The organism is Candidatus Methylomicrobium oryzae (genome assembly GCF_016745425.1).
Taxonomy (GTDB): Bacteria; Pseudomonadota; Gammaproteobacteria; order Methylococcales; family Methylomonadaceae; genus Methylomicrobium; species Methylomicrobium oryzae.
The window spans coordinates 158342-179110 of the sequence record NZ_JAERVK010000003.1; the positions used below are offsets into that span (position 1 = coordinate 158342).

Sequence of the window (20769 nt, forward strand, 5' to 3'; positions counted from 1 at the left end):
CGCGAAGCTTAAGCTGATGCCGTACAGAGTAGATATTGGACAGATTCGGCGATAAAAGTCAAGTCACGCTTTGAGCAAAGCGGATGCCTTGGGAAGGCAAAGACATGAGAAGGGAAAAGCAGGGGATCTTTCCCGTTAAGGAATTTTTTCGGGCGATAAAAAGCCCGCATAAAGCGGGCATGTTGAGCATTTTATTATTATTATTGTTATGATGCCGTTGTACTGAATTGTTGACTGTACAACTTTACTCAAGCAGGTTCTTTCTATTTAATTATTGTTATAAGCATAGCTAAATAAGCTATCCTCCTCCGCTGGTTCATTACCCAGCCCGCTCTTTCTTCAAGAGCGGGCGTATTCTAAATCGATTAAAAACGCATTGTCTACAAAAAAACGATTTTTTTTTCGCAGAAAATTATTGATCAAAAAAATAATATATAAAAAACAATTAGATGTGTTATTTTTTTTGGGTTTTTAAAGAAAACGCGCGGATCCGTCATGCCGTTACAATGCGGATCGATTTACATTTAGATCAAAATTTTTGGTCAACAGGATAGCCCTATTTTTCGCTAGGGCGTTTCTCAATGCGCCTCTCTGGCCTTTTTTTCTTCATCGAGGAAAAACCTCAGCCGTTCGCTTAGAATTGAAGACAAATAAAAATTCAATCCTTTCGATTTTTGCGCGAGCCGGATTTGGGTAATGGCGTCGCGGGTTTGCCCCATCGCATAGTAATACTCGGCGAAATAACGGTGCGATTCGGCCGGTTGGTGCAGTTTACCGTAAGTTTCCGCCAGTATTTGGTAGTAAATCGGCAATTTCTGCATGTTGGCACTTAGCGAAAAAAGCGTTTGCCGGGCTTTTTCGGCCTGGCCGGTTTTCAGCAGGGAAGTGATGTATTCGAGCTTGATCGCTTCATTTTCCGGGAACTGGCTGCTCAGTTTTTCGTAAAGCGCAAGCGCTTTGTTGAACTGGCGCTGTTCGAGCGCGGTACGGGCGAGCGCGGCTCCGTATTGCGGTTGGTCCGGAAAATCGGCCGTCAATTTCTGGAAAATCCGTTCCGCTTCGCCGAAATTCTGTTGCGCCAGCGCAGTCAGGCCCAGCCCGTAAACAGCGACGGTTCTTTGTTCTTCGGTTCCCTGATTCAGACGGCTCTCGAAATATTTACGGCTTTCGGCCGTGTCGGTGCCGGTCTGAACCTTCAGCTTGGCCCTGATTAGCTGGTAGCTCAAGGAGTCCGGATATTGTTTGTAAGGATACTGGTCGGCGCGACTGCGGCTATCGGAAATCCGCGAGGTGGTGACCGGGTGCGTGCGCAGAAATTCCGGAATATTCTGGCCGTAATAGCGCGTCGATTGCTGCAGGCGTTCGAAGAAAGTGGGCATGCTGCGCGGGTCGTATTTCGATTCGGAGAGGATATGCATGCCGACCCGGTCGGCTTCTTCTTCGTTTTCGCGGGTAAAGTCGATCTGGAATTGAATGCTGCCGGCTTGAATCGCCACCAAGGCGGCCTGCCCGAGTTGAGGAGACTGCGTACCGAGCAGGATCGCGGCCAGCGTCGCGGCGGCGGTCGGAATCGACAGGCGGTTTGCGGCTTCGGCGGCGCGGTACAGGTGCCGTTGGGTCACGTGCGCAATTTCGTGCGCCATGACGGAGGCCAGTTCGCTTTCCGCTTCGGTGGTCAGAATCAGGCCGGAATTGACGCCGATATAGCCGCCGGGCCCCGCAAACGCATTGATGTCGTTTTCCAACACCACAAAAAAGTGGAACGGATAGCCCGGTAAGTCGCTGACCGTGACCAGCCTTTGACCGATTGACTGAATGTAATGTTGAATTTCCGGGTCCTGATTGATCGTGATCTGCGCGTTCAGGCTGCGGAAGAAAGCTGCGCCGAGCTGTTGCTCCTCCTCCGGTGTGATCAATGTGCCGGAGGAGTCGCCCATGTCGGGAAGCTCGATTTTGCTGATGTCGTCGGCGGCGTGAGGGAGGGGCGGAAAAATAGTCAGACTTAGGGCCAGGGCCAACAGAGCGGTTTTTTGCATTAGCAGGCAGAGACGTATAGGGGATAAGTTATCGGGTTCATGCGGCTTCAGCCGTTATTGTAGCGTATCAATGCGGGTTTGACCTGTTCCGGCTAGAATGGTTGCACCGACAAGCGGATGACGAGTAATGCCCGAAATCGGTAAAATAAGCGTTTTTCATTCCTTCAGACCATAGATCATGCGTACGACTCAATTTCCGCTCAATACCGTTAAAGAAACTCCCGTGGACGCCGTGGTGGCGAGCCATCAATTGATGATTCGGGCGGGGCTGATCCGCAAGCTGGCGGCAGGTTTATACACCTGGCTGCCGCTGGGGCTCAGGGTATTGCGCAAAGTCGAGAAGATCACCCGCGAAGAAATGGAACGCGCGGGCGCTCTGGAGGTCTTGATGCCGGCTTTGCAACCTGCCGAATTGTGGCAGGAAACCGGGCGCTGGGAAAAATACGGTCCGGAACTCGCGCGCCTGAAAGACCGGCATGAACGCGATTTCTGCCTGGGGCCGACGCACGAGGAAATCATCACCGACCTGGCGCGCAACGAGATCAAAAGCTACAAGCAGTTGCCGATCACCTATTACCAGATCCAGACCAAATTCCGCGACGAAATCCGTCCGCGTTTCGGCGTGATGCGCTCGCGCGAATTCGTGATGAAGGACGCTTATTCGTTTCATATGGATCAGGCGTCATTGCAGGAGACGTATGAGGTGATGCACGGCGCCTACACGGCGATCTTCAGCCGTTTCGGCTTGAAGTTCCGCGCTGTGATGGCCGACTCCGGGGCGATCGGCGGCGCGGTGTCGCACGAGTTTCATGTGCTGGCCGAGTCCGGCGAAGACGCGATCGCGTTTTCGACGGGCAGCGAATATGCGGCCAACATCGAACAGGCGGAAGCCTTGCCGCTCACATCGCCCAGAGCCTTCCCGACGGAAACGCTGGAGAAAATCGCAACCCCCGGCCAAAAATCGATTGCCGAAGTCAGCGAGTTTTTAAACGTCGCACCGGAAAAAATTTTGAAGACGATTGCGGTGATGCGCCGTGTTCAGATAGACCAGAATGGGGAGGTCGACGTGTTCTGTTTGCTGTATTTGCGCGGCGACCATGAGTTGAACGAAGTCAAGGCGCGCAAGATTCTGGGCGATTTTCGCTTCGCCCACGACGAAGAAATCGAGCAGCATCTGGGGTGCCGCGCCGGCTATATCGGCCCGCTGCGTGCGCCGTCCGACAAAGTGATTGCCTGGATAGCCGATCATTCGGCCATGCACATGAGCGACTTCGTCTGCGGCGCCAACGAGCCCGGCTATCATTATAAAGGCGCCAATTGGGAGAGGGATTTTACATGGGCATCTGCCGCCAATCTTGCGGAGCATGTCGCGGACATCCGTAATGTGATCGAAGGCGATCCCAGCCCGGACGGTCACGGCGTATTGAAGATCGCGCGCGGCATCGAGGTCGGCCACATCTTCCAGTTGGGCACCAAGTACAGCGAGTCGATGAAGGCGGCGGTGATCAACGAGGGCGGTAAGAACCATACGATGATCATGGGCTGCTACGGGATCGGGATCTCGCGGGTCGTCGCGGCCGCGATCGAGCAGAATCACGACGAGAAAGGGATCATCTGGCCGGCCAGTCTGGCGCCGTTCCAGGTCGCGCTTTGCCCGATGAACATGCATAAGTCCGAACGCCTGAAGGCGGTCGCGGAAAAACTGTATCAGGAACTGCTTGCCGCCGGCATCGACGTGCTGTTCGACGACCGCAAGGTGCGCGCCGGCTTCATGTTTTCGGACATGGAACTGATCGGTATCCCGCATTGCATCGTGGTCGGCGACCGCGGCCTGGATAGCGGCACAGTCGAGTATAAGTCCAGAACTGCAAGCGAAAATCAGGAAATCCCGATGGCCGAGCTGATCGATTTTCTGAAAACCAAGCTGGCTTAATCGGTAGCCGTCAATAACAAAACGGGCGGATAGTCCGCCCGTTTCTTTTTTCAGCTTTTTGCCGGAATTATTGTGCGGCTGTTAGATGGGTAACCGCCGCTTCGGCATGCTCGGTTGCTTCTTTAGCATGACCCAAGTTGCCATGATTGATGGCTTCTTCAAGGTGGCTGGCGCCCTCTTCGAGATGTGCTTTTTGTTCTCCTCTATCGACGATCGCGCCGGCAAGCGCATGTTCCAGCGCGGCGTTGGCATGCTCGACCAGTACGTTTGCATGACCGGCTTTTCCGTGTTCGACGGCAGCTTTGGCATGCTCGAGTGCGGCGGCGGCATGTTCTTCGGCAAAAGCGGAAGAGCAGAGGGCTAACAGGACAGTGGCGCTAAGTGTTATTATTTTTTTTTTCATAATAGCTTTCCTCATTAATTGTTTTAAATGATCCATCCTGCCTTTTTTATTTGCGGCTCATAACGAATCACACGAATAACCGTCAGAAAAGGCGGGATCGAGGTTTATTCAATAATATTGGAATTACACTTTTGTTATGTTGCAGAGGCAACACCGGTATTAGACCATAAATAGCCCTTACAGTTCACCTTGAATTTCAATATTAAAAAACTTTAACATGAAAATTATTGAATAAGGGGGGCGATCGAATTGGAACCCTAGGAAATTCCATTAATGCGGAGTCCAGACTTCATAATTGAATGCCGCCTTTTCTTTGAGATAAATTTTGAAGAGGCCTTCGATTATCGCCGCTACTAATACTAAATCCCCCCTTTATTTGTCGACTCTAAGAGAGAAGGTACCGGTTAGGATGAGTGGGCAAAACGACACGGAGGCAAAGAGGGCCAACTGCTATCGAGTGACATTGACGGATGCAGAGCGGTGCGGCTTGAAAGCTCTCATCAACCGAGGCGGGGGAGGCATAGAAGCTCACCTATGCGCAGATCCTGTTACAGGCCGACGAAGCCGACGGCGGATCGCAGCGCATGGACCAAGACCTTGTCGGGCCTTCGGATGGACGCGAACGAGGCTGCCGTCTACTCTCGGATATTCCAGGTCCGGCTCATCACTACGGCGGCTAAAAGTTTTGCCCAGCTACCCTTAGGGCACCCGCGGTGACAGCGCACGTACACCCGATGCCAATGTCCGAAGCGGACCGGCAGGTCGCGCCATGGCGATCCAGTTCCTGCAATCCAGAGCACCGCTTCAACGAACAATCAATTATCGGCAACGGTCACTCTGCAATCGCCGGCTTTGCCGGGCAAGTGATCCTTGATTTGTGCCCATGGGGCTTCCCTTAGGCAGCAGTTATCTTCATTAACGCCCAAATACCGGTAACATACATCGGATTTTGCCGTAGTTACTCTTTAAGAACGTGCTGTAGTAAGGCAGAGTTTATTGCGGCCGTTGGGATGACGGAAGGTGTGAGATTGTACTGTACCTGTGCGTCAGATTGCCAAAGCGCCCGGCATGAAAAATTCGTTGACCAGCAGCGGCTGATGCATGATTGCGTATACGGTCCGACGTCCCCAGACCGGTGCCCGGATGTCGCCCAACTCCAGAGCCTTCGGACGCCAGGCGGAAGGGCTCAGCGCCGCGACCTGAAGATCCAGTCGTTCGAGGTCGGGATACGAGAATATGACCTCGCCGAGCGGGCGGCTGCCGAGATGCGAGAGGTTCCTGTGCGCCGACCGGATCGTCTGCTTCGGTATGATCGTGCGGGCCAGGATCAGCGGCATACCGTCTGCATGCAGCATTACCTCGCGGGTCAGGCAGTAACGGTGTTCGGCCTGGCCGAGCAGTTTGCGTTCGCTCAGGAACGGCGTCAGCCAGCGATGGTAAATCACTTCGACCTTGACGGCGCTGCCGTAATAGCTGCGCAGGCGCCGGGTCAGCGAGCCGGCTTCGTAAGTCCATGAGGTGACGTTTTCGGGCAGGCGGTGGCGAAGTCCCGGGCGGTTTTCCCGCCAGTCGGGTTCGCGGGAGAATAACAGGCTTTGGAACGGCAAGCGGGGTTAAACCTCGGCGTAATTAATGGATGCCCCAAGCCAGCGGTCGCACAGGGGCTGGACGGCGCCCGGTACCTCGTTGAAGAACCGTTCGCCGATTTCCTGGATATTATCCAGCAAATCGGCGTCCCTCGCCAGATCGGCGATTTTGAAATGCACTGCGCCGGTCTGGCGCGTGCCGAGCACTTCGCCGGGGCCGCGCAGCTCGAGGTCTTTTTCGGCAATCACGAAACCGTCGTTGCTGTCGCGTAAAATGCCGAGCCGCCGACGGGCCATCTCCGATAATGGCGGCTGATACATCAGCAAGCAATAGCTGTCGCTGTCCCCGCGGCCGACGCGCCCGCGCAACTGGTGCAGCTGCGAAAGGCCGAGCCGCTCCGGATTTTCGATGATCATCAGGCCGGCGTTTGGCACGTCGACACCGACTTCGATCACGGTCGTTGCGACCAGAAGATCGATTTGATGCTGTTTGAACGCCTGCATCGCCGCGTCTTTCTCGGCCACCTTCATACGCCCGTGGATCAGCGCGATCCGTACCCCGGGTAGCGCTTCGGTCAGCATTTCCGCGGTTTTTTCGGCCGCTTCGCATTGCAGCGCTTCGGATTCCTCGATCAGGGTACAGACCCAATACGCCTGCTTTTTTTGCGCAACCCAGCCGTTGATGCGGGCGATCACCTCATGGCGGCGGTCGGCCGGAATCACGCTGGTCACGATCGGCTTCCGGCCCGGCGGCAATTCGTCGATCACCGAGATGTCGAGGTCCGAGTATTGCAGCATCGCCAGGGTGCGCGGAATCGGCGTCGCAGTCATCACCAACTGATGCGGACGGATGCCCGACTGGCGGCCTTTTTCCCTCAAAGCCAGACGCTGGTGCACGCCGAACCGGTGTTGTTCGTCGATGATGCAAAGCCCGAGCCGGTCGAATTCGACTCCATCCTGAAACAGCGCATGCGTACCGACCGCAATATGGGCTGTTCCGGATTGCAAAGCTTCCAGAATTTGATGGCGCTGTTTGCCTTTCGCCTGGCCGGTCAACAGTACGACGTTGATTTCGAAATGGCTGAACCAGGCGCTGAAGTTACGGTAATGCTGCTCGGCCAGGAGTTCGGTCGGTGCCATCACAGCGGCCTGATAACCCGAACTGATCGCCAGCAGCGCCGCATAGGCCGCCACGACCGTCTTGCCGGAGCCGACATCGCCCTGCACGAGCCGCATCATCGGCTGGATTTTCCGGCAGCTGTCGGCAATCTCGGCGATCACCCGCTGTTGGGCACCGGTCAGCGGAAAAGGCAGGCGGCGAATGAAGCGATCGGCGGCCACCGGATCGCCGGCCAATACGGGGGCCCGGCAGGACTGGATTTTGCTTTTCGCCGATCTTAGGCTCAGATAGTGGGAGAGCAATTCTTCGAACGCGAGCCGTTTCAATGCCGGATGGCTGCCGTTTTGCAGTGCGGCGGAGGTGGCAGGTTCGCCCGGCGTATGCAGGGTTTGCAGCGCTTCCTGCAGGGGAGGGAAGCGTAACTGCTGCAGGAACGGTTGGGAAATCCAGTCGCTCAGCAGGTGGCGGTCGTGCTCGCACAGCGCAAGCGCCTGTTTGACGGCTTTCCGGATCACGGTCTGGCTGAGCCCTTCGGTCAGCGGATAGACCGGCGTCAGGCGAGTCTCCAGCGAGAAACCGTCGGCGTCGGCAACGATCCGGTAGTCCGGATGGGTCATTTCCAGGCCGGCATAGCCGTAACGGGCTTCGCCGTAGCAACTGACCAGCGCGCCGGGCACAAACGCATGCGCCTGGCTTGCCGAGTAATGAAAAAATTTCAGCGAAACGAAGCCGGTGTCGTCGGCGATCCGGACGATCAGGCTTTTGCGTCCGCGCGGCAGAACGTCCGCGAATTCGACTTTGCCGGCGATCATGGCGGTCATGCCCGCTGCGAGCGAGCCGATCGGGGTGAGCCGGGTGCGGTCTTCGTAACGCGCCGGCAGATGGAACAGCAGGTCCTGAATGACGCGGATGCCCAGCTTTTCGAAACGCCGCGCGGTTTGCGCGCCGATTCCCGCGAGCGCGGCAACCGGTTGCTGCAGACGGTTCATCGATACACGGTTAGGAGGCGGGATATTCCTGGGGCGGCAGGCACATGATGCCGTCGATCTCGACCGGTGCGCCTTTCGGCAGCGCGGCGACGCCGATCGCGGCACGGGCGGGATAGGGCTCCTGAAAATAGCGCCCCATAATTTCGTTGACCAGCGGGAAATGCGACAGGTCGGTCAGGTACACGTTCAGTTTGACGAAATCGGCAAACGTGCCGCCTGCGGCTTCGGCGACTGCCTGCAGGTTCTCGAAGACCTGGACGATTTGGGCTTTGATGTCGCCCTCCACCAGGGTCATCGTTTCCGGCGACAGCGGAATCTGGCCGGACAGGTAAACGGTACGGTCGGCTCTGACCGCCTGCGAATAGGTGCCGATCGCCTGCGGGGCTTTATCGGTGCTGATGGTTTCTTTAATCATGGAGGTAAAGGGGCTGGGATTTCGTAAAACTATTTCTCAAAATCTGGATTGTATCAGGCCCTGACGCGTTCGAGTTTGACCACGATCGGCAGCTTTTTCAGCTTGCGCATGATTTCGGCCAGATGGACGCGGTTTTTGACGCTGAGCGTGATCAGGTCGACGCAGATCTTGTCGTCCTGATCGGCGACGCTGACGTTTTCGATGTTCGAATTCATTTCGGAGATTGCGGCCAGGATCGTGGCCAGTGTGCCGGTCCGGTTCATGACTTCGAGGCGCAATTCGGCCGGAAATTCGGTGGTCAGATCCTGGCTCCATTCGACCTCCAGCCAGTTGGCCTGTTTTTTCCGGGTGTCGCTGCTGTTATGGCACTCGTTATGATGGACGACGATGCCTTTGCCCGGATTGTAGAAGCCGACGATCGCATCGCCCGGAATCGGCCGGCAGCACTTTGCGAGGGTGATGATCATGCCTTCGGTACCCTTGATGATTAAGGGGGCGGTGCGGGCCAGCTGCGTGTCTTCCAGCTTGAGCGCGCCGTGCACGTCGTCCTGGGAAAGCCGTTTGGCGATCAGGAACGGCATTTTGTTGCCGAGGCCGATATCCTCCAACAGGTCGTCCAGCGACGGTTTGGCGATGAGCTTGAGCAGGTCATGAATCCGCTTTTCATCGATCTGTTCGAGATGCAGGTCCATCGCCTGCAATTCTTTTTCGAGCAGGCGGCGGCCGAGCAGGATCGCCTCCTTGCGGTTGAAGTTTTTCAGGTAGCTGCGGATGCTCGAACGGGCTTTGGCGGTGATGACGAAGTTCAGCCACAACGGATTCGGCCGTGCCCACGGGGCCGTGATGATGTCGACCATCACGCCGTTTTCGAGTTTGGTCTGCAGCGGCGCGAGTTGTTTGTCGATGCGTGCGGAGATGCATTGATTGCCGATGTCGGTGTGCACCGCATAGGCGAAATCCACTACGGTCGAGCCGCGCGGCACTTTCACGATATTGCCTTTCGGCGTAAACACGAACACTTCCTGCGGGAACAGGTCGACCTTCAGGTTCTCGATGAATTCCAGGGAATCGCCGGCCGATTTCTGGATTTCGAGGATGTCTTTCAGCCATTCGTTCGCGCGCTTCTGGAATTTTTCGTGCTTGTCGTCGTCCGACTTGTACAGCCAGTGCGCGGCAATCCCCGACTCGGCCATCCGGTGCATCTCGTGCGTGCGGATCTGGATTTCGAGCGGTACGCCGCCGGGGCCGATCAGGGTCGTATGCAGGGACTGATACCCGTTCGCCTTGGGCAGTGCGATGTAATCCTTGAAGCGGCCGGGTTTCGGGTTGTAGAGCGAATGCACGACGCCGATCGTCCGATAGCAGTCGTCGATCGTGTCGACGCAAATGCGGAAGGCGTACACGTCGAAAATGTCCGGCAAGGAAATTTTCTTGTGCCGCATTTTAGTATAAATGCTGTAGAGATTCTTTTCGCGGCCGGACACCTCGCACACGATGCCGGCTTGACTCATCCGGTTTTTGACCGAGTTTTCGACCGTATTGATCGTTTTCAGCCCGCTGCCGCGCGTTTTTTTGACGGCCGTTTTCAGGATCGCATAACGTCTGGGATACATCGCTTCGAAGCTCAAGACTTCGAGGTGCTGCTGGATATTGTTCATGCCCAGCCGATTCGCGAGCGGCGCGTAGATATCCAGCGTTTCCTTGGCGATGCGCCGTTTTTTCTCGGACGGCATCACGCCGAGGGTCTGCATGTTGTGCAGCCGGTCGGCGAGCTTGACCATGATGATCCGCAGATCGCGGGTCATCGCCATGAACATCTTGCGGACGTTCTCGGCCTGGGCCTCGGCCCGCGAAATGCCGTCGATCTTAGTCAGCTTGGTCACGCCGTCGACCAGTTCGGCGACATCGAGACTGAATTCGGCGGCCAATTCGGCCTTACTGATCGGGGTGTCTTCGATTACATCATGCAGAATCGCTGCCATGATGCAGTTGGCGTCCATCCGCATTTCGGCGAGGCTGATCGCCACCGCGACCGGATGGCAGATGTAAGCTTCGCCGCTTTTGCGGAATTGTCCCGAATGCGCCGTTGCACTGAATTCATAGGCCCGGACGCAGTCGTCGATCTGGGACGGGTCGAGATAGCCGCCCAGAATCTCGCATAAACGCCTGACCAGCTTGTCCTGGGGGCGTTCGAGTTCGATCGGATCGGCTATTTCCAACATACATCAATCTCAGAATATCGGATTCGGATCGTGATGCTCGGTGGAGCGGTGCAGAGCACCGACATTATCCATGGTCACATGGCCCGCGGCGATTTCGCGCAGTGCAACGACGGTGTCCTTATCTTTGCCGCGCGGTACGAATTCATCCGCACCGCGACCCAGTTGGCGCGCGCGCGTTGCGGCCAACAGCACCAGCTTAAAGCGGTTCTCGACATGTTCCAAACAATCTTCAATCGTAACTCTGGCCATCGGTATCCTATTAAGTATGAGTTCAAAATCAATCCGATCATTTGACCGGCTTGACGGAGAATGGTTTTCTATTTTTTGATCAGTGCGTTACAAAACGCTTAAATGCATTATATTAGCAATAACGGAATATTAGCAATATTGAACGCTGTTGGAAGCATAGCCCCGGCTGTTAGCCGGGGCTATGCCGATTTGCCTTTTTCCCGGCATTTTTGCCGGCCGGGAAAAGGCAGGGTGCGGAGCGGAGAAAATCTGCGTAGGGGATTATTCGCCGCGCGTATTCAGGATCGCCACGGCCGGCAGTTCCTTGCCTTCGAGGAATTCGAGGAAAGCGCCGCCGCCGGTCGAAGTATAAGACACTTTGTCGCTGATGCCGTATTTGTCAATCGCGGCCAGCGTATCGCCGCCGCCGGCGATCGAGAATGCAGGCGATTCGGCGATTGCTTCGGCCAAGGCCTTGGTGCCGCCTCCGAACTGGTCGAATTCGAATACGCCGACCGGGCCGTTCCAGACGATCGTTTTCGCGGAAGCCAGAATTTCGGCGTATTGCTTCGCGGTTTCGGGCCCGATGTCCATGATCATGTCATCGTCTGCGACCTCATCGACTTTTTTGACGGTGGCGGCCGCGGTTTCGGAGAATTCCTTCGCGCAGACCACGTCGACCGGAATTGGAATGTCGGAGCCGTTTTGTTTCGCCATCGCGATCAGTTGTTTCGCTTCGCCGATCAGATCCGGTTCGTACAGCGATTTGCCGACCGGGAAACCGGCCGCCGCGATGAAGGTGTTCGCGATGCCGCCGCCGACGATCAATTGGTCGACCTTTTCGGACAACGATTTCAATACGGTCAGTTTGGTCGATACTTTTGAGCCGCCGACGATCGCAACCAGCGGCTTGGCCGGGGTTTCCAGGGCGCGGCCGAGCGCGTCGAGTTCGCTGGCCAACAGCGGGCCCGCGCAGGCGACTTTCGCGAATTTCGCGACGCTGTGCGTCGAGGCCTGGGCGCGGTGCGCGGTGCCGAACGCATCCATCACGAACACGTCGCAGAGGGCGGCCATTTTCTGGCCCAGTTCATCCTTGTTCTTGCCTTCGCCGGCATTGAAACGGACGTTCTCGCACAGCACCACTTCGCCGGGTTGAATCTCGATGCCGTCGATCCAGTCTTTCTCCAGGCGGACCGGCTTGCCGAGCAGGTCGGACAGGCGGTCGGCGACCGGCTTCAAGGATGAGGCTTCATCATAGACGCCTTCTTCAGGGCGGCCGAGGTGCGACATTAGCATCACCGCCGCGCCTTTTTCCAGGGCCTGCTGAATAGTCGGCACGCTGGCCTGGATACGGATATCGCTGGTGACTTTGCCGTTCTTGACCGGTACGTTCAAATCCTGACGAATCAATACGCGTTTGCCGGCCAAATCCAGATCAGCCATTCTTTTTACTGACATATTTTTTCTCTCTTGGTTTTAGTAAGGGGGCGAATCGGCTTATTATAAGATATCGGAGGCGGGTTAGTCTTGTTCGCATAGATTATGCAGTTAAGGTATCTTTATCAGTATCCCGTCAATTCCACATACCCCTTTCCTTCGATTTCTTTCCCGTTCCAGCGGCCCCGAACCGAAACCGCGCCTTCCCAATAGCGGTAGCTCAAATTCAGCTCCTGGTCGTTAATCAACGGCACGATTTCGAGCGAAAGCTTTTGGCCCGGCACGGAGAGGCGCCAGCGCGCAGGATAAGTGATCTTCGAGTGCGGGCTTTTCCAGTAGCCGAGTACTTCGACGACGACTTCCCGCTCGGTTAAAGGTAGCTTGCTTCGATCAGCCAAAAACCAGGCGCCTGCACTGTTCGGGTCGGGTCGGCCGTCCTTGCGCCGGAACCGGTAGAACATCAGCTCGCTCTTATCGTCGAGCTGCAGTGCGAACCAGTCCCAGCCCGCCTGTTCTTTAGCCAGGGCGCTCGTGCTCCATTCCCGGTCCATCCAGCTTTCGCCGGTGACGCGGTGGATTTTGCCGCCTACGGTGAGAATTCCGTTCGTAGCGATGCGCGGATAGGAGTAGTAATAGGAGGCATTGCCCGGTTCTGCGCTTTTTTGGCTCAAGCCCTTGTCGCCTTGCAGTACGGGGGAATCTTGGGTTTCCAGATTCAGGTCGATCGCAAACGCTCCGCTTCGTGCCTGCAGGCGAATCGGAAAATCGACATCATCCCGGCTCTCGGCTTTCCAGTCGTACAGCCAGACACGGTAGCGATCGTTGCGTGCGCCGGCCAGCCCATTGGCGGCCCGGCTGAAGCGCTCGTCGGCAAAAAAGCCTCCGGTTTTCGCATCGGTCAGCGCGAAGTGCGCCATATACAGCTGGTTCGTGCGCCAAGCCGACTGCGACGCCGGCCGGTGCGGCGTCAGCGCAAAACGGAAAAAAGTCAGCTCGTAGCCGAACCGGCGCCTACCCTGGGTCTGCAGGTTACCGGTGAAATACCACCATTCGGTCCGGAAGCGCTCGTGCGGGCCGAAATCGTCGGGAAAAGAAAAAGGACGCGGCCGGTAAGCCCGCTCGAAGCCCGGATCGCCGGCAGACAGGGTATCGCTGAACGCATCGTCTTTCGGGGGCTCGACATCGGCCGGATCCTTGTACCGAAACGTCATCAATCCTCCCCCTGCCGCCAACGCCAGCGCGATCGGCAAAAGCCACAGGCGTTTGCTCATCATTCCATCCTCAACGCTTCCGCGGGGTTGATACGCGCCATTTTACGGGCCGGCCACAGGCCGGCCAGGAGCGCGGCGCCGAACGCCAGCAGCAGGCCGTACAGCAGCATCTCCGGGTGGAAATGGAAAGCCATCGTCCAGCCGAAGGCACGCCGGTAGATCACGAAGATCAGTTCATACGCCACCAGGCAGCCGACCGGCAGTGCGAAAAGGCCGGCGCAGAGCCCCATCAGCCCGGTTTCTGTAGCGATCAGGCGGTACAATTGCGCCGGCGTCAGGCCGATCGCGCGGAGAATTCCGATCTGGCGGGCGCGTTCCAACTGCAGGGCGGTTAACGCGCCGAACACGCCGATCATCGCGATTCCGGCCGCCAATCCGCGCAAGGTTTCGGTAATCGCGAAGGTTTGCTCGAAAACATGCATCGACGCCTCGTAGATGGCGCGGGCCGAGCGCAGAGTCTGTCCGGCGGAGAGCGTGCGGCGGATCGATTTTTCCAGTTCGGTGATACCGGCCTCTCTCCGAGCGTAAACGCCGATTCCCGTAAAACCCAGGTCCGGCCAATGCCGAAGATATTGCCGGCGGCTCATTGCGATGTGTCCCCGGTCGCCGCTGTAGTCGGCATAAATGCCGAGCACTTGATACATGGCGGGACCTGTGGGCGCCAGGAGGGTCAGCGTGTCGCCGAGCTTCAGCCGGTGGTGGTAGGCGAAAGCCTCGGTTACGAAAATGGTCGGCTTCTGCTCGAACCGTTCCCAGACCGCCTCGCTCTGCTGCAACAGCAGAAAACCGGCATGGGAACGTTCGTTCAAATCGAAAACCGCGGCCGGAAGCGGGCCCGTTGGAGCCGGCAACGAGGTGCGCAGGACGCTGCTCGTCGCATCGACCCCGGGCAGCGCCTGGATGGCCGCTTTCAGTTTGCGATTTTTGGCCGCCTTGCCGGGGGCGGCCGGGTTGCCGGTCAGGGTCACGTACAGGTCGCCCTGCAGGCTGGTTCGGATCCAGTCCGATACGGTTTGGCGGAAACTGGTGATCATCAGGTCCATTCCGATCGTCGCCGCGACCGCGATCATCAATGCCGCCATCGCGATGCCGGTGCGGCTGATCTCGGCCGAGATCAGCCGCACCGGCAGGCGGCCGATAATGCTCCGGCTCTCGACCAGCCGGCCGATCCCTTGCATCAGCCCCAGGGTTGCGGCCGGCGTTAAGAGCGCAAAGCCGGCCATCAAGAGAAAAATGCCGGCCAGACTGAAACGGATGCTGGACTCGGAGAGTTCGATCACCGCCAGCCCCAAAGCGATCAGCAGCAGCCCGAATCCCAAACCCAGCCGGACCATCCGTTTCGAACCGGACTCCAGCCGGGAACGCGCCAGCGCGGCGGCGGGCGACACCTGGGTCGCTTCGAAGGCGGGAGGCAGCACGGCCAACAGGCTGGCGCCGATGCCGAGCGCGACCGCTTTGAAGATTTGTTCCGGCGCGATCAGCAAAGTATCTGAGCCGGTTGCGAAATAAACGCTGCTTAGCGTGGCCGAGACCGAAGGCAACAAAAACCGGCCGATTCCGATTCCGGCGAGCGTGCCGAGGAGGGTGCCGATCACTGCCAGCAGCAGGGCTTCTCGCAGAATCAGTCCGAAGATTTCCCAGCGCGTGACGCCGAGCGCGCGCAGAATGCCGATCAGTCCGCGCCGCTGCACGACCAGGAAAAGCATGGCGTTATAGATCAGGAACAGTCCGACCAGCAGCGACAACAGGCCCAAAGCCTTCAGGTTGACTGAAAACGCCTCCGTCATTTCGCGCGCGGCTTGCGCCTGCGTTTCTACCGCCGTAATCCGGAGGTTTTCGGGCAGGGCGCGGCGGATTTTTTCCAGAATCGGCCCTTGTTCGGCGCCTTCGGGCAGCATCAGCTCGATCCGGCTGAGCCTGCCGTAGAGTCCCGTCAGTTCCTGGACGGTCGCGATGTCGGCGACGATCACTTTGTCGAGCAGCTGTTCCGCAACGGCATCCGAAGCTTCGATCAGCCCGATTATTGTCAATACATGAAGACCGGTTGCGGTCCGGATCAGAAAAGTATCGCCGGCAGCCGCGTGCAGGCGCCGGGCGGTCCGTTCGCCGATCAGCACCCCGTTGGGTTCCGTCAGCAGTTTCCGCAAGAGCCGGCCGGAGTCGCCGCCAGCCGACTGTTTCTGCCAGGCTGCCCGAAAGTCTTTTTCGATCAGGGGATCGATGCCGTACAGCGTGTAGCGGTCGTCGGAATCCGGGGCGAGGGCGACATCATCGCGGATCAGGGGCGCCATGTTCCGGATGCCCTGCTCGACGCGCAGCCGGATATAAAGTTGTTCGTCCAGCCCTTCATCCTCGCCGATCACATGCGTCGCCCGGCCCGACACCGCTTCGCCGGCCAGTGCGAACGAGCGGAATGCGCTTTCCAGCGCCAGGTCGACCGCGACGACGACGGCCACGCCCAGCGCGACGCCGAGCAGGGCCAGAACCAATTGGCCCGGGTGGCGAAACAGGTGGTTGCGGCTGCTGCGCCTAAGCAGGCCGGCCATCGCCCCGCTCTACCGCTTGCAGCTTGCGGTCGCCGATCGCGTAAAGCCGATTTTCCTTACCGATCATTTCCGGGCTGTGGGTCACCATGATCAGAGTCTTGCCGGCGTGCTGCACCAATTCATCCAGCATGGCGAGGACGGTCCTGCCGGTGTCGAGGTCCAGGTTGCCGGTCGGTTCGTCGGCCAGGATCAGGTCGGGATCGTGGATCAGCGCCCGCGCGACTGCGACCCGCTGCTGTTCGCCGCCGGACAGGCGGTCAGGATACGCGCCTCTGTGCGCTTGCAGCGCCAATTTGTCGAGCATGTCGGCGACTTTGAGCCGTTCCTGCCGGGTGATCCGTTTCCGGGTCAGTTCCAAAGGCAGCAGCAGGTTCTCTTCGACCGTCAGCGTCGGGATCAGGTTGTAATTCTGGAAAATGAAGCCGATATGGCGGCGGCGGAACAGCGTGCGCCGATGCTCGGACTGGCGGGTCAGATTGACGCCGTTCGCGATCACTTCGCCGCTGTCCGGCTGGTCGATTCCGGCGATCAGGTTCAGGAAAGTCGACTTTCCCGAGCCGCTGCGGCCCAGCAGCACGATGCACTCGCTCTGCCGCACGTCGAGATTCAAATCCTCGAAAATCACGCGCCGTCCGCCGGGTTCGGGATAACTCTTGCGTAACTGCTTGAGCTGGAGGACGCAATGGCTCGGCATGATGATCCCCGGATGAAAAGCAAGCGAAAGAAGCTGAATGCTGATTCGACAAGCGCTATGCGAAAGGTTCAACTAAGGATTCGGCCCGGCAAGTTTAACATCCCACCGAGTAGAGGCAATCGGCCGAGCCGGCAGGCCATCAGGCTCGCCTCATCTTGAGACGCGGGTGGGAGGGATGGTCAGCCGATCGCTATCTGGATCGCCTTGCGTGATGACATGCCGGAGACGCACAGTTGGGTGCCAGCTTGCGTCTTGGTTTGTGCGCCGGCCGCAAAGCTCATGCGGCGCAGGTTATCGTCACGAACTCTCATCTCCAAGCAAAATATCAGGACTGATTGGCAGGACACGCGGTAAGCTCCCTACAATCCCCCTCAGATGCTCTTAAAGATGATCAACGCGGTGCTTTGCCATAATAAAATCCACATGGGGCACATAAAGCAATTCGGCTAATTTCCGTACCAGATATTCTTCTTCCGGGTCTAATTTGCCATCCACAAGCGCAATCTTCCAGAGTGATTCGATCAGTTGGATCTTCTGTTCCAAAGTGCAGCGTTTGTTGATCAGCGAGGTAAATTGGAAATAATCAGTGGCCTGCTTGTTTTTCTGTTCGGCAGATGCGATTAAAGCCGCTGCCTGGTCCGTGGTTAAAGAGAAGCTCTGCTTTACCAGGGTTAAAATCAGCTCCCGTTCTTTAGCTTCACCGGTGTCATCCATTGCCATAATCTCCAGGAACAAAGCGATGCTTGCGATTTGCAATTGCTCTTCCTCGGACATTTCAGGCGCCGATAAAGCAAAATGTTGTTCAAAAAAAATTTTAATTTGGGTCAACATGGTGAGCAATGTAAATGATGCATGGGGCACTCGCCTCAAACTCGACAATCTTTAACCTGCGTATGCGTATCGGTCTATTAATAAGGGATTCGACAGATTAAGTTTTACAAGATGCGAAAATATCGAGTTTGGCGTTATAAGCTTTTGTAGAGACTTTCATCAAGCCCAATAACGAATGAAATAGATTGTCGTGACTGTAGGGGATGTTTTTATGCTGCTGTAAGCAATCGGCGTTGATTTTATTGTGCGCAATAAAGTCATTCGAAAACCAGGCGATTAATGGCACATGCTTTTGTACGTCGGGTGCGACAAAATAAGGCAACCCGTGCAAATAGACGTTATTTTCACCCAAAGATTCGCCATGATCGGAAATATACAACATTGCGGTATCGTATTTAGTCGAGTTTTTCTTAAGAAACTGAATCACTTTGGCTAGAAAATAGTCCGTATAAACGATTGTGTTATCGTATGCATTGACGACTTCCTGCCGGCTGCAGTCATTTAGATCGGCCTGATGGCATTCCGGGTCGAAAACCTTAAATTTTGGCGGGTGGCGTAAATGGTAACCGGGGCCATGGCTGCCCTTTTGATGCAGTACGATGACGCCGTGTGTCGTTAAGGCATCCACATAAGCTTGCAGTCGATAGAGTAACACTTCATCGTAACATTCATCCGCGTGACAAAGATCGGCCAGCTTTAAATGCGACAAGTCTTCGGTATATACTCGGTTACACACGTTTTTGCAGCTGTCGTTATTATTGCGCCATAGCACCTTGACGCCTGCATGGCTCAGTACGTCCAATACGTTTTCCGTATATTCGGCTTTGGCAGGGTCATACTTTTCATGACTAAAATCCGAAAACATGCACGGGACTGAAGCGGCGGTAGCTGTACCGCAGGAATGCACATTCGTAAAATTGAACACGGACTCCTGTTTTAAGTAAGGGTTAGTCGGACGTGTATACCCATCCAGAGCGAAATTTTTCGCCCGGGCAGTTTCTCCCAACACGACAATCGTTAAGCTTTTTTTTCCTACGTTTTTCGCTTGTTCCGCTAAATGGGCATCGGCGCCGATCGGGATCAGAGCGTGCTGTCCCTTTAATTTTCGCTTGAGAATGGAAATTGAAGCGTCGACCAGATTCACCGGATTGATTAAGTAACGCAGTTGCCGATTGTTTCGATAAATCGAGGTGTAGTCGCCATAAAAAAAATAACACAAGCCAATCATAAACACTGAACAGACCAGCAGGGTACCGATATTTCCGGTTAATTGCTGAAGTGGCGGTTTATAGGTAAATTGCGTAAGGGCAACGATAAGAGCGGGCAGTGCGCCGAAAACCAGCAGATGGGAAACCATTCGCCAAGTCAGCAATTCGGCAACTTCATGCGCATTGGTTTGCAATATGTTTTGCATCATGCTTTTGTCGATCAGGACGCCGTAAGAGAGCATGAAATAATCAACGGCAGCCGCGGCAAAGATAAATAAAATCAAAATGGTTTTAAGCAGGTATTTAAATCGGAATAAGGTGAAAAACCATACCAAAAGCAGCATCAAAACCAGAAAAAAAGGGGTATAAAATACCAGGCTGGCGAGACACACTCCGCCTTTGAGTTTGAAAAGCTCTCGCCATAAGGCGGTATTGCAAAACAAAATCAAAAATAGCGAAGAGGAAAAAACAAGGTGGGTAGGGGCTAATCGATTGAATCGTTCCATGTAAGGGTAAGTCCGGTGAAATTCTGAGGTGAAACGTAGCTAAAAAGGGTTTTAAGCCGCATGGATGAAAGAATCGACCGGTACAACTTAATTCACTGCCATGTAACCACGATTCGTGCCAAGTGTTTATACTCACCGAAAATAGCGCAATCTTTTGTTTCTAGTATTTAAATTACATCTTGGTTTGCCAAGAGAATGAATGCCGCAGGGAGAGGTTGTGGGTCATATAAACCGGGGGCTGGTTATATACACCTAAGGAAAAAGTTATTTATCGATTAATTGAAGGCCGATCCGATAATGCGCCTGCAATCCTCTCCCTATGCTAAAACCGTTGGACTGAAATGGTTTAATATTTCCGGCCTCCTCGGAGCTATGCTTGAAAGTTGTGGATTTAAGGGGGGTAACTCCCCTAGAGGTGAACGAGGACAACACAGAGAGAGTTTTCGCCAGTGGAGGAACCAGGTCTGGACAACGGATATCAATGTGCCTCGGCAAGCGGCGTAAGAGATGAGTAGGCCCCTCGCCATTCGCTTGCAGGAGCAGGTAGCAAACCACCGTAAGCGACGTGCGTTAAAAGCGCAGGTCGTGAGAGCGTTACCAAAAAGGCGCCTTGAGGCGTCAGGTAGGGATCAACGAAGACGAACAACCGTGAACTGCCTTTCAAGTATCGAAAGACTTCAGATGACGTCAAAACCGGGCCGTGAGCGATGTTGCTCCGGGATCAGCGCAGGCGAAACCCGCTTACGGCCTGCGTGGTGTCTGGCATAGAGGCAGTGTAAGGGTGATTCGGGCCCTTATGTTGAACTGGGGCAACCTTTAATAGCAATGTAAAGGGAAAGGTACAAACTTAAACGGTTGCAAAGGTTGTTGCCGGGATAAGAGCATGAGGAAACGTTCCTTACTTCATCTTCAGGCAAGCTCGTCGGTTTTGGCGCAGGGCGGCAAGGATAACGGTAGGAAGTTTTGCAATATTACATAATTTTATTATATGTTTTATGGCACGACCTTTCCGTATAAAATTATCAGGCGAGTTTGTCGCGTCACTTCACATAACGCCGGCGCGAGGACATCTATTTCGCTGATGCATTCGATGCGTGTTACACGATCGTCAGTTGCGCAGTTAAAGAGCTTGAGTTAAACAATCCTATCAGTAAATAGGCCAATCCATCTTGTTCCTTGTAATATTGAAAGACCAGCCCTTGTCATTCTTTGCCTTCATCGTTTCCTTGTGCCTGACGTGCATGCGGTAGCGGAACTCAGTTGCTAAAGTTGGATTCTCATTTTTAAGTCAAAAATGAGAATTTTTTAGCAAGCGCGTCTCCCTGTAAGACTGTAGAACGCACC

At 55.6% G+C, this 20769-nt stretch carries 16 protein-coding genes; 1 reads left to right on the forward strand and 15 read right to left on the reverse strand.

Features of this window, described 5'->3' with window-relative positions; translation table 11 throughout:
• Window positions 1–578: 578 nt before the first annotated feature.
• Window positions 579–2036 carry a M48 family metalloprotease gene (locus JJL52_RS04370; protein ID WP_202051175.1) on the reverse strand — a complete coding sequence of 486 codons (1458 nt, stop codon included), beginning with the start codon at window positions 2034–2036 and terminating at the stop codon, window positions 579–581.
• 178 nt (window positions 2037–2214) lie between these two features.
• Between JJL52_RS04370 and JJL52_RS04375 the strand changes: the two genes are divergently transcribed.
• Window positions 2215–3969 (forward strand): proline--tRNA ligase, encoded by a 1755-nt coding sequence (locus JJL52_RS04375; protein WP_202051176.1) that lies wholly within the window; start codon window positions 2215–2217, stop codon window positions 3967–3969.
• Window positions 3970–4036: 67 nt separating this feature from the next.
• Here JJL52_RS04375 and smbP read toward each other — a convergent pair whose 3' ends face one another.
• The 14 genes from smbP to JJL52_RS04440 all read right to left on the reverse strand — a co-directional run bounded on the left by smbP (window position 4037) and on the right by JJL52_RS04440 (window position 19425).
• Window positions 4037–4408, reverse strand: a complete 372-nt coding sequence (gene smbP / locus JJL52_RS04380) for a small metal-binding protein SmbP (protein ID WP_236994041.1) — start codon at window positions 4406–4408, stop codon at window positions 4037–4039.
• A 599-nt stretch (window positions 4409–5007) separates the two neighbouring features.
• Window positions 5008–5172, reverse strand: coding sequence for a transposase (locus JJL52_RS21730; RefSeq protein ID WP_436231507.1), 165 nt, complete (start codon window positions 5170–5172; stop codon window positions 5008–5010).
• Window positions 5173–5418: 246 nt separating this feature from the next.
• Complete coding sequence (locus JJL52_RS04390) at window positions 5419–5979, reverse strand: chorismate--pyruvate lyase family protein (protein ID WP_202051178.1); 561 nt, start codon at window positions 5977–5979, stop codon at window positions 5419–5421.
• Window positions 5980–5985: 6 nt separating this feature from the next.
• Window positions 5986–8067, reverse strand: coding sequence for an ATP-dependent DNA helicase RecG (gene recG, locus JJL52_RS04395; protein WP_202051179.1), 2082 nt, complete (start codon window positions 8065–8067; stop codon window positions 5986–5988).
• Between the two features lie 10 nt (window positions 8068–8077).
• Window positions 8078–8482, reverse strand: coding sequence for a RidA family protein (locus tag JJL52_RS04400; protein ID WP_202051180.1), 405 nt, complete (start codon window positions 8480–8482; stop codon window positions 8078–8080).
• A gap of 53 nt (window positions 8483–8535) precedes the next feature.
• On the reverse strand, window positions 8536–10704 hold the full coding sequence (locus tag JJL52_RS04405; protein WP_202051181.1) for a RelA/SpoT family protein: 2169 nt from the start codon (window positions 10702–10704) through the stop codon (window positions 8536–8538).
• A gap of 9 nt (window positions 10705–10713) precedes the next feature.
• Window positions 10714–10953, reverse strand: coding sequence for a DNA-directed RNA polymerase subunit omega (gene rpoZ, locus JJL52_RS04410; RefSeq protein WP_202051182.1), 240 nt, complete (start codon window positions 10951–10953; stop codon window positions 10714–10716).
• 261 nt (window positions 10954–11214) lie between these two features.
• Complete coding sequence (locus tag JJL52_RS04415; RefSeq protein WP_202051183.1) at window positions 11215–12390, reverse strand: phosphoglycerate kinase; 1176 nt, start codon at window positions 12388–12390, stop codon at window positions 11215–11217.
• 104 nt (window positions 12391–12494) lie between these two features.
• Window positions 12495–13640 carry a lipocalin-like domain-containing protein gene (locus JJL52_RS04420; RefSeq protein ID WP_236994042.1) on the reverse strand — a complete coding sequence of 382 codons (1146 nt, stop codon included), beginning with the start codon at window positions 13638–13640 and terminating at the stop codon, window positions 12495–12497.
• Window positions 13640–16186: an FtsX-like permease family protein gene (locus JJL52_RS04425; RefSeq protein WP_202051185.1), complete on the reverse strand. Its 2547-nt coding sequence runs from the start codon at window positions 16184–16186 to the stop codon at window positions 13640–13642. The genes JJL52_RS04420 and JJL52_RS04425 overlap by 1 nt, the downstream gene beginning before the upstream one ends.
• A complete protein-coding gene (locus JJL52_RS04430; RefSeq protein ID WP_202051186.1) occupies window positions 16170–16880 on the reverse strand; it encodes an ABC transporter ATP-binding protein in 711 nt (236 codons plus the stop codon). The genes JJL52_RS04425 and JJL52_RS04430 overlap by 17 nt, the downstream gene beginning before the upstream one ends.
• 179 nt (window positions 16881–17059) lie before the next feature.
• Complete coding sequence (locus JJL52_RS21515) at window positions 17060–17191, reverse strand: glycosyltransferase family protein (RefSeq protein ID WP_272901704.1); 132 nt, start codon at window positions 17189–17191, stop codon at window positions 17060–17062.
• 70 nt (window positions 17192–17261) lie between these two features.
• Entirely contained in the window at window positions 17262–17711 is a 450-nt protein-coding gene (locus JJL52_RS04435; protein ID WP_202051187.1) for a tellurite resistance TerB family protein, read from the reverse strand.
• 97 nt (window positions 17712–17808) lie between these two features.
• Complete coding sequence (locus JJL52_RS04440) at window positions 17809–19425, reverse strand: phosphoethanolamine transferase (RefSeq protein ID WP_202051188.1); 1617 nt, start codon at window positions 19423–19425, stop codon at window positions 17809–17811.
• Window positions 19426–20769 lie beyond the last annotated feature (1344 nt).

Bases quoted from the DNA above. Each gene is read 5' to 3' on its own strand.
- JJL52_RS21515 (WP_272901704.1), bottom strand. From the start codon at position 17,191: ATGAGAGTTCGTGACGATAACCTGCGCCGCATGAGCTTTGCGGCCGGC.
- JJL52_RS04420 (WP_236994042.1), bottom strand. From the start codon at position 13,640: ATGAGCAAACGCCTGTGGCTTTTGCCGATCGCGCTGGCGTTGGCGGCA.
- JJL52_RS04415 (WP_202051183.1), bottom strand. From the start codon at position 12,390: ATGTCAGTAAAAAGAATGGCTGATCTGGATTTGGCCGGCAAACGCGTA.
- JJL52_RS04435 (WP_202051187.1), bottom strand. From the start codon at position 17,711: ATGTTGACCCAAATTAAAATTTTTTTTGAACAACATTTTGCTTTATCG.
- JJL52_RS04375 (WP_202051176.1), top strand. From the start codon at position 2,215: ATGCGTACGACTCAATTTCCGCTCAATACCGTTAAAGAAACTCCCGTG.
- JJL52_RS04405 (WP_202051181.1), bottom strand. From the start codon at position 10,704: ATGTTGGAAATAGCCGATCCGATCGAACTCGAACGCCCCCAGGACAAG.
- recG (WP_202051179.1), bottom strand. From the start codon at position 8,067: ATGAACCGTCTGCAGCAACCGGTTGCCGCGCTCGCGGGAATCGGCGCG.
- JJL52_RS04425 (WP_202051185.1), bottom strand. From the start codon at position 16,186: ATGGCCGGCCTGCTTAGGCGCAGCAGCCGCAACCACCTGTTTCGCCAC.
- JJL52_RS04440 (WP_202051188.1), bottom strand. From the start codon at position 19,425: ATGGAACGATTCAATCGATTAGCCCCTACCCACCTTGTTTTTTCCTCT.
- JJL52_RS04370 (WP_202051175.1), bottom strand. From the start codon at position 2,036: ATGCAAAAAACCGCTCTGTTGGCCCTGGCCCTAAGTCTGACTATTTTT.
- JJL52_RS04430 (WP_202051186.1), bottom strand. From the start codon at position 16,880: ATGCCGAGCCATTGCGTCCTCCAGCTCAAGCAGTTACGCAAGAGTTAT.
- rpoZ (WP_202051182.1), bottom strand. From the start codon at position 10,953: ATGGCCAGAGTTACGATTGAAGATTGTTTGGAACATGTCGAGAACCGC.
- smbP (WP_236994041.1), bottom strand. From the start codon at position 4,408: ATGGATCATTTAAAACAATTAATGAGGAAAGCTATTATGAAAAAAAAA.
- JJL52_RS04400 (WP_202051180.1), bottom strand. From the start codon at position 8,482: ATGATTAAAGAAACCATCAGCACCGATAAAGCCCCGCAGGCGATCGGC.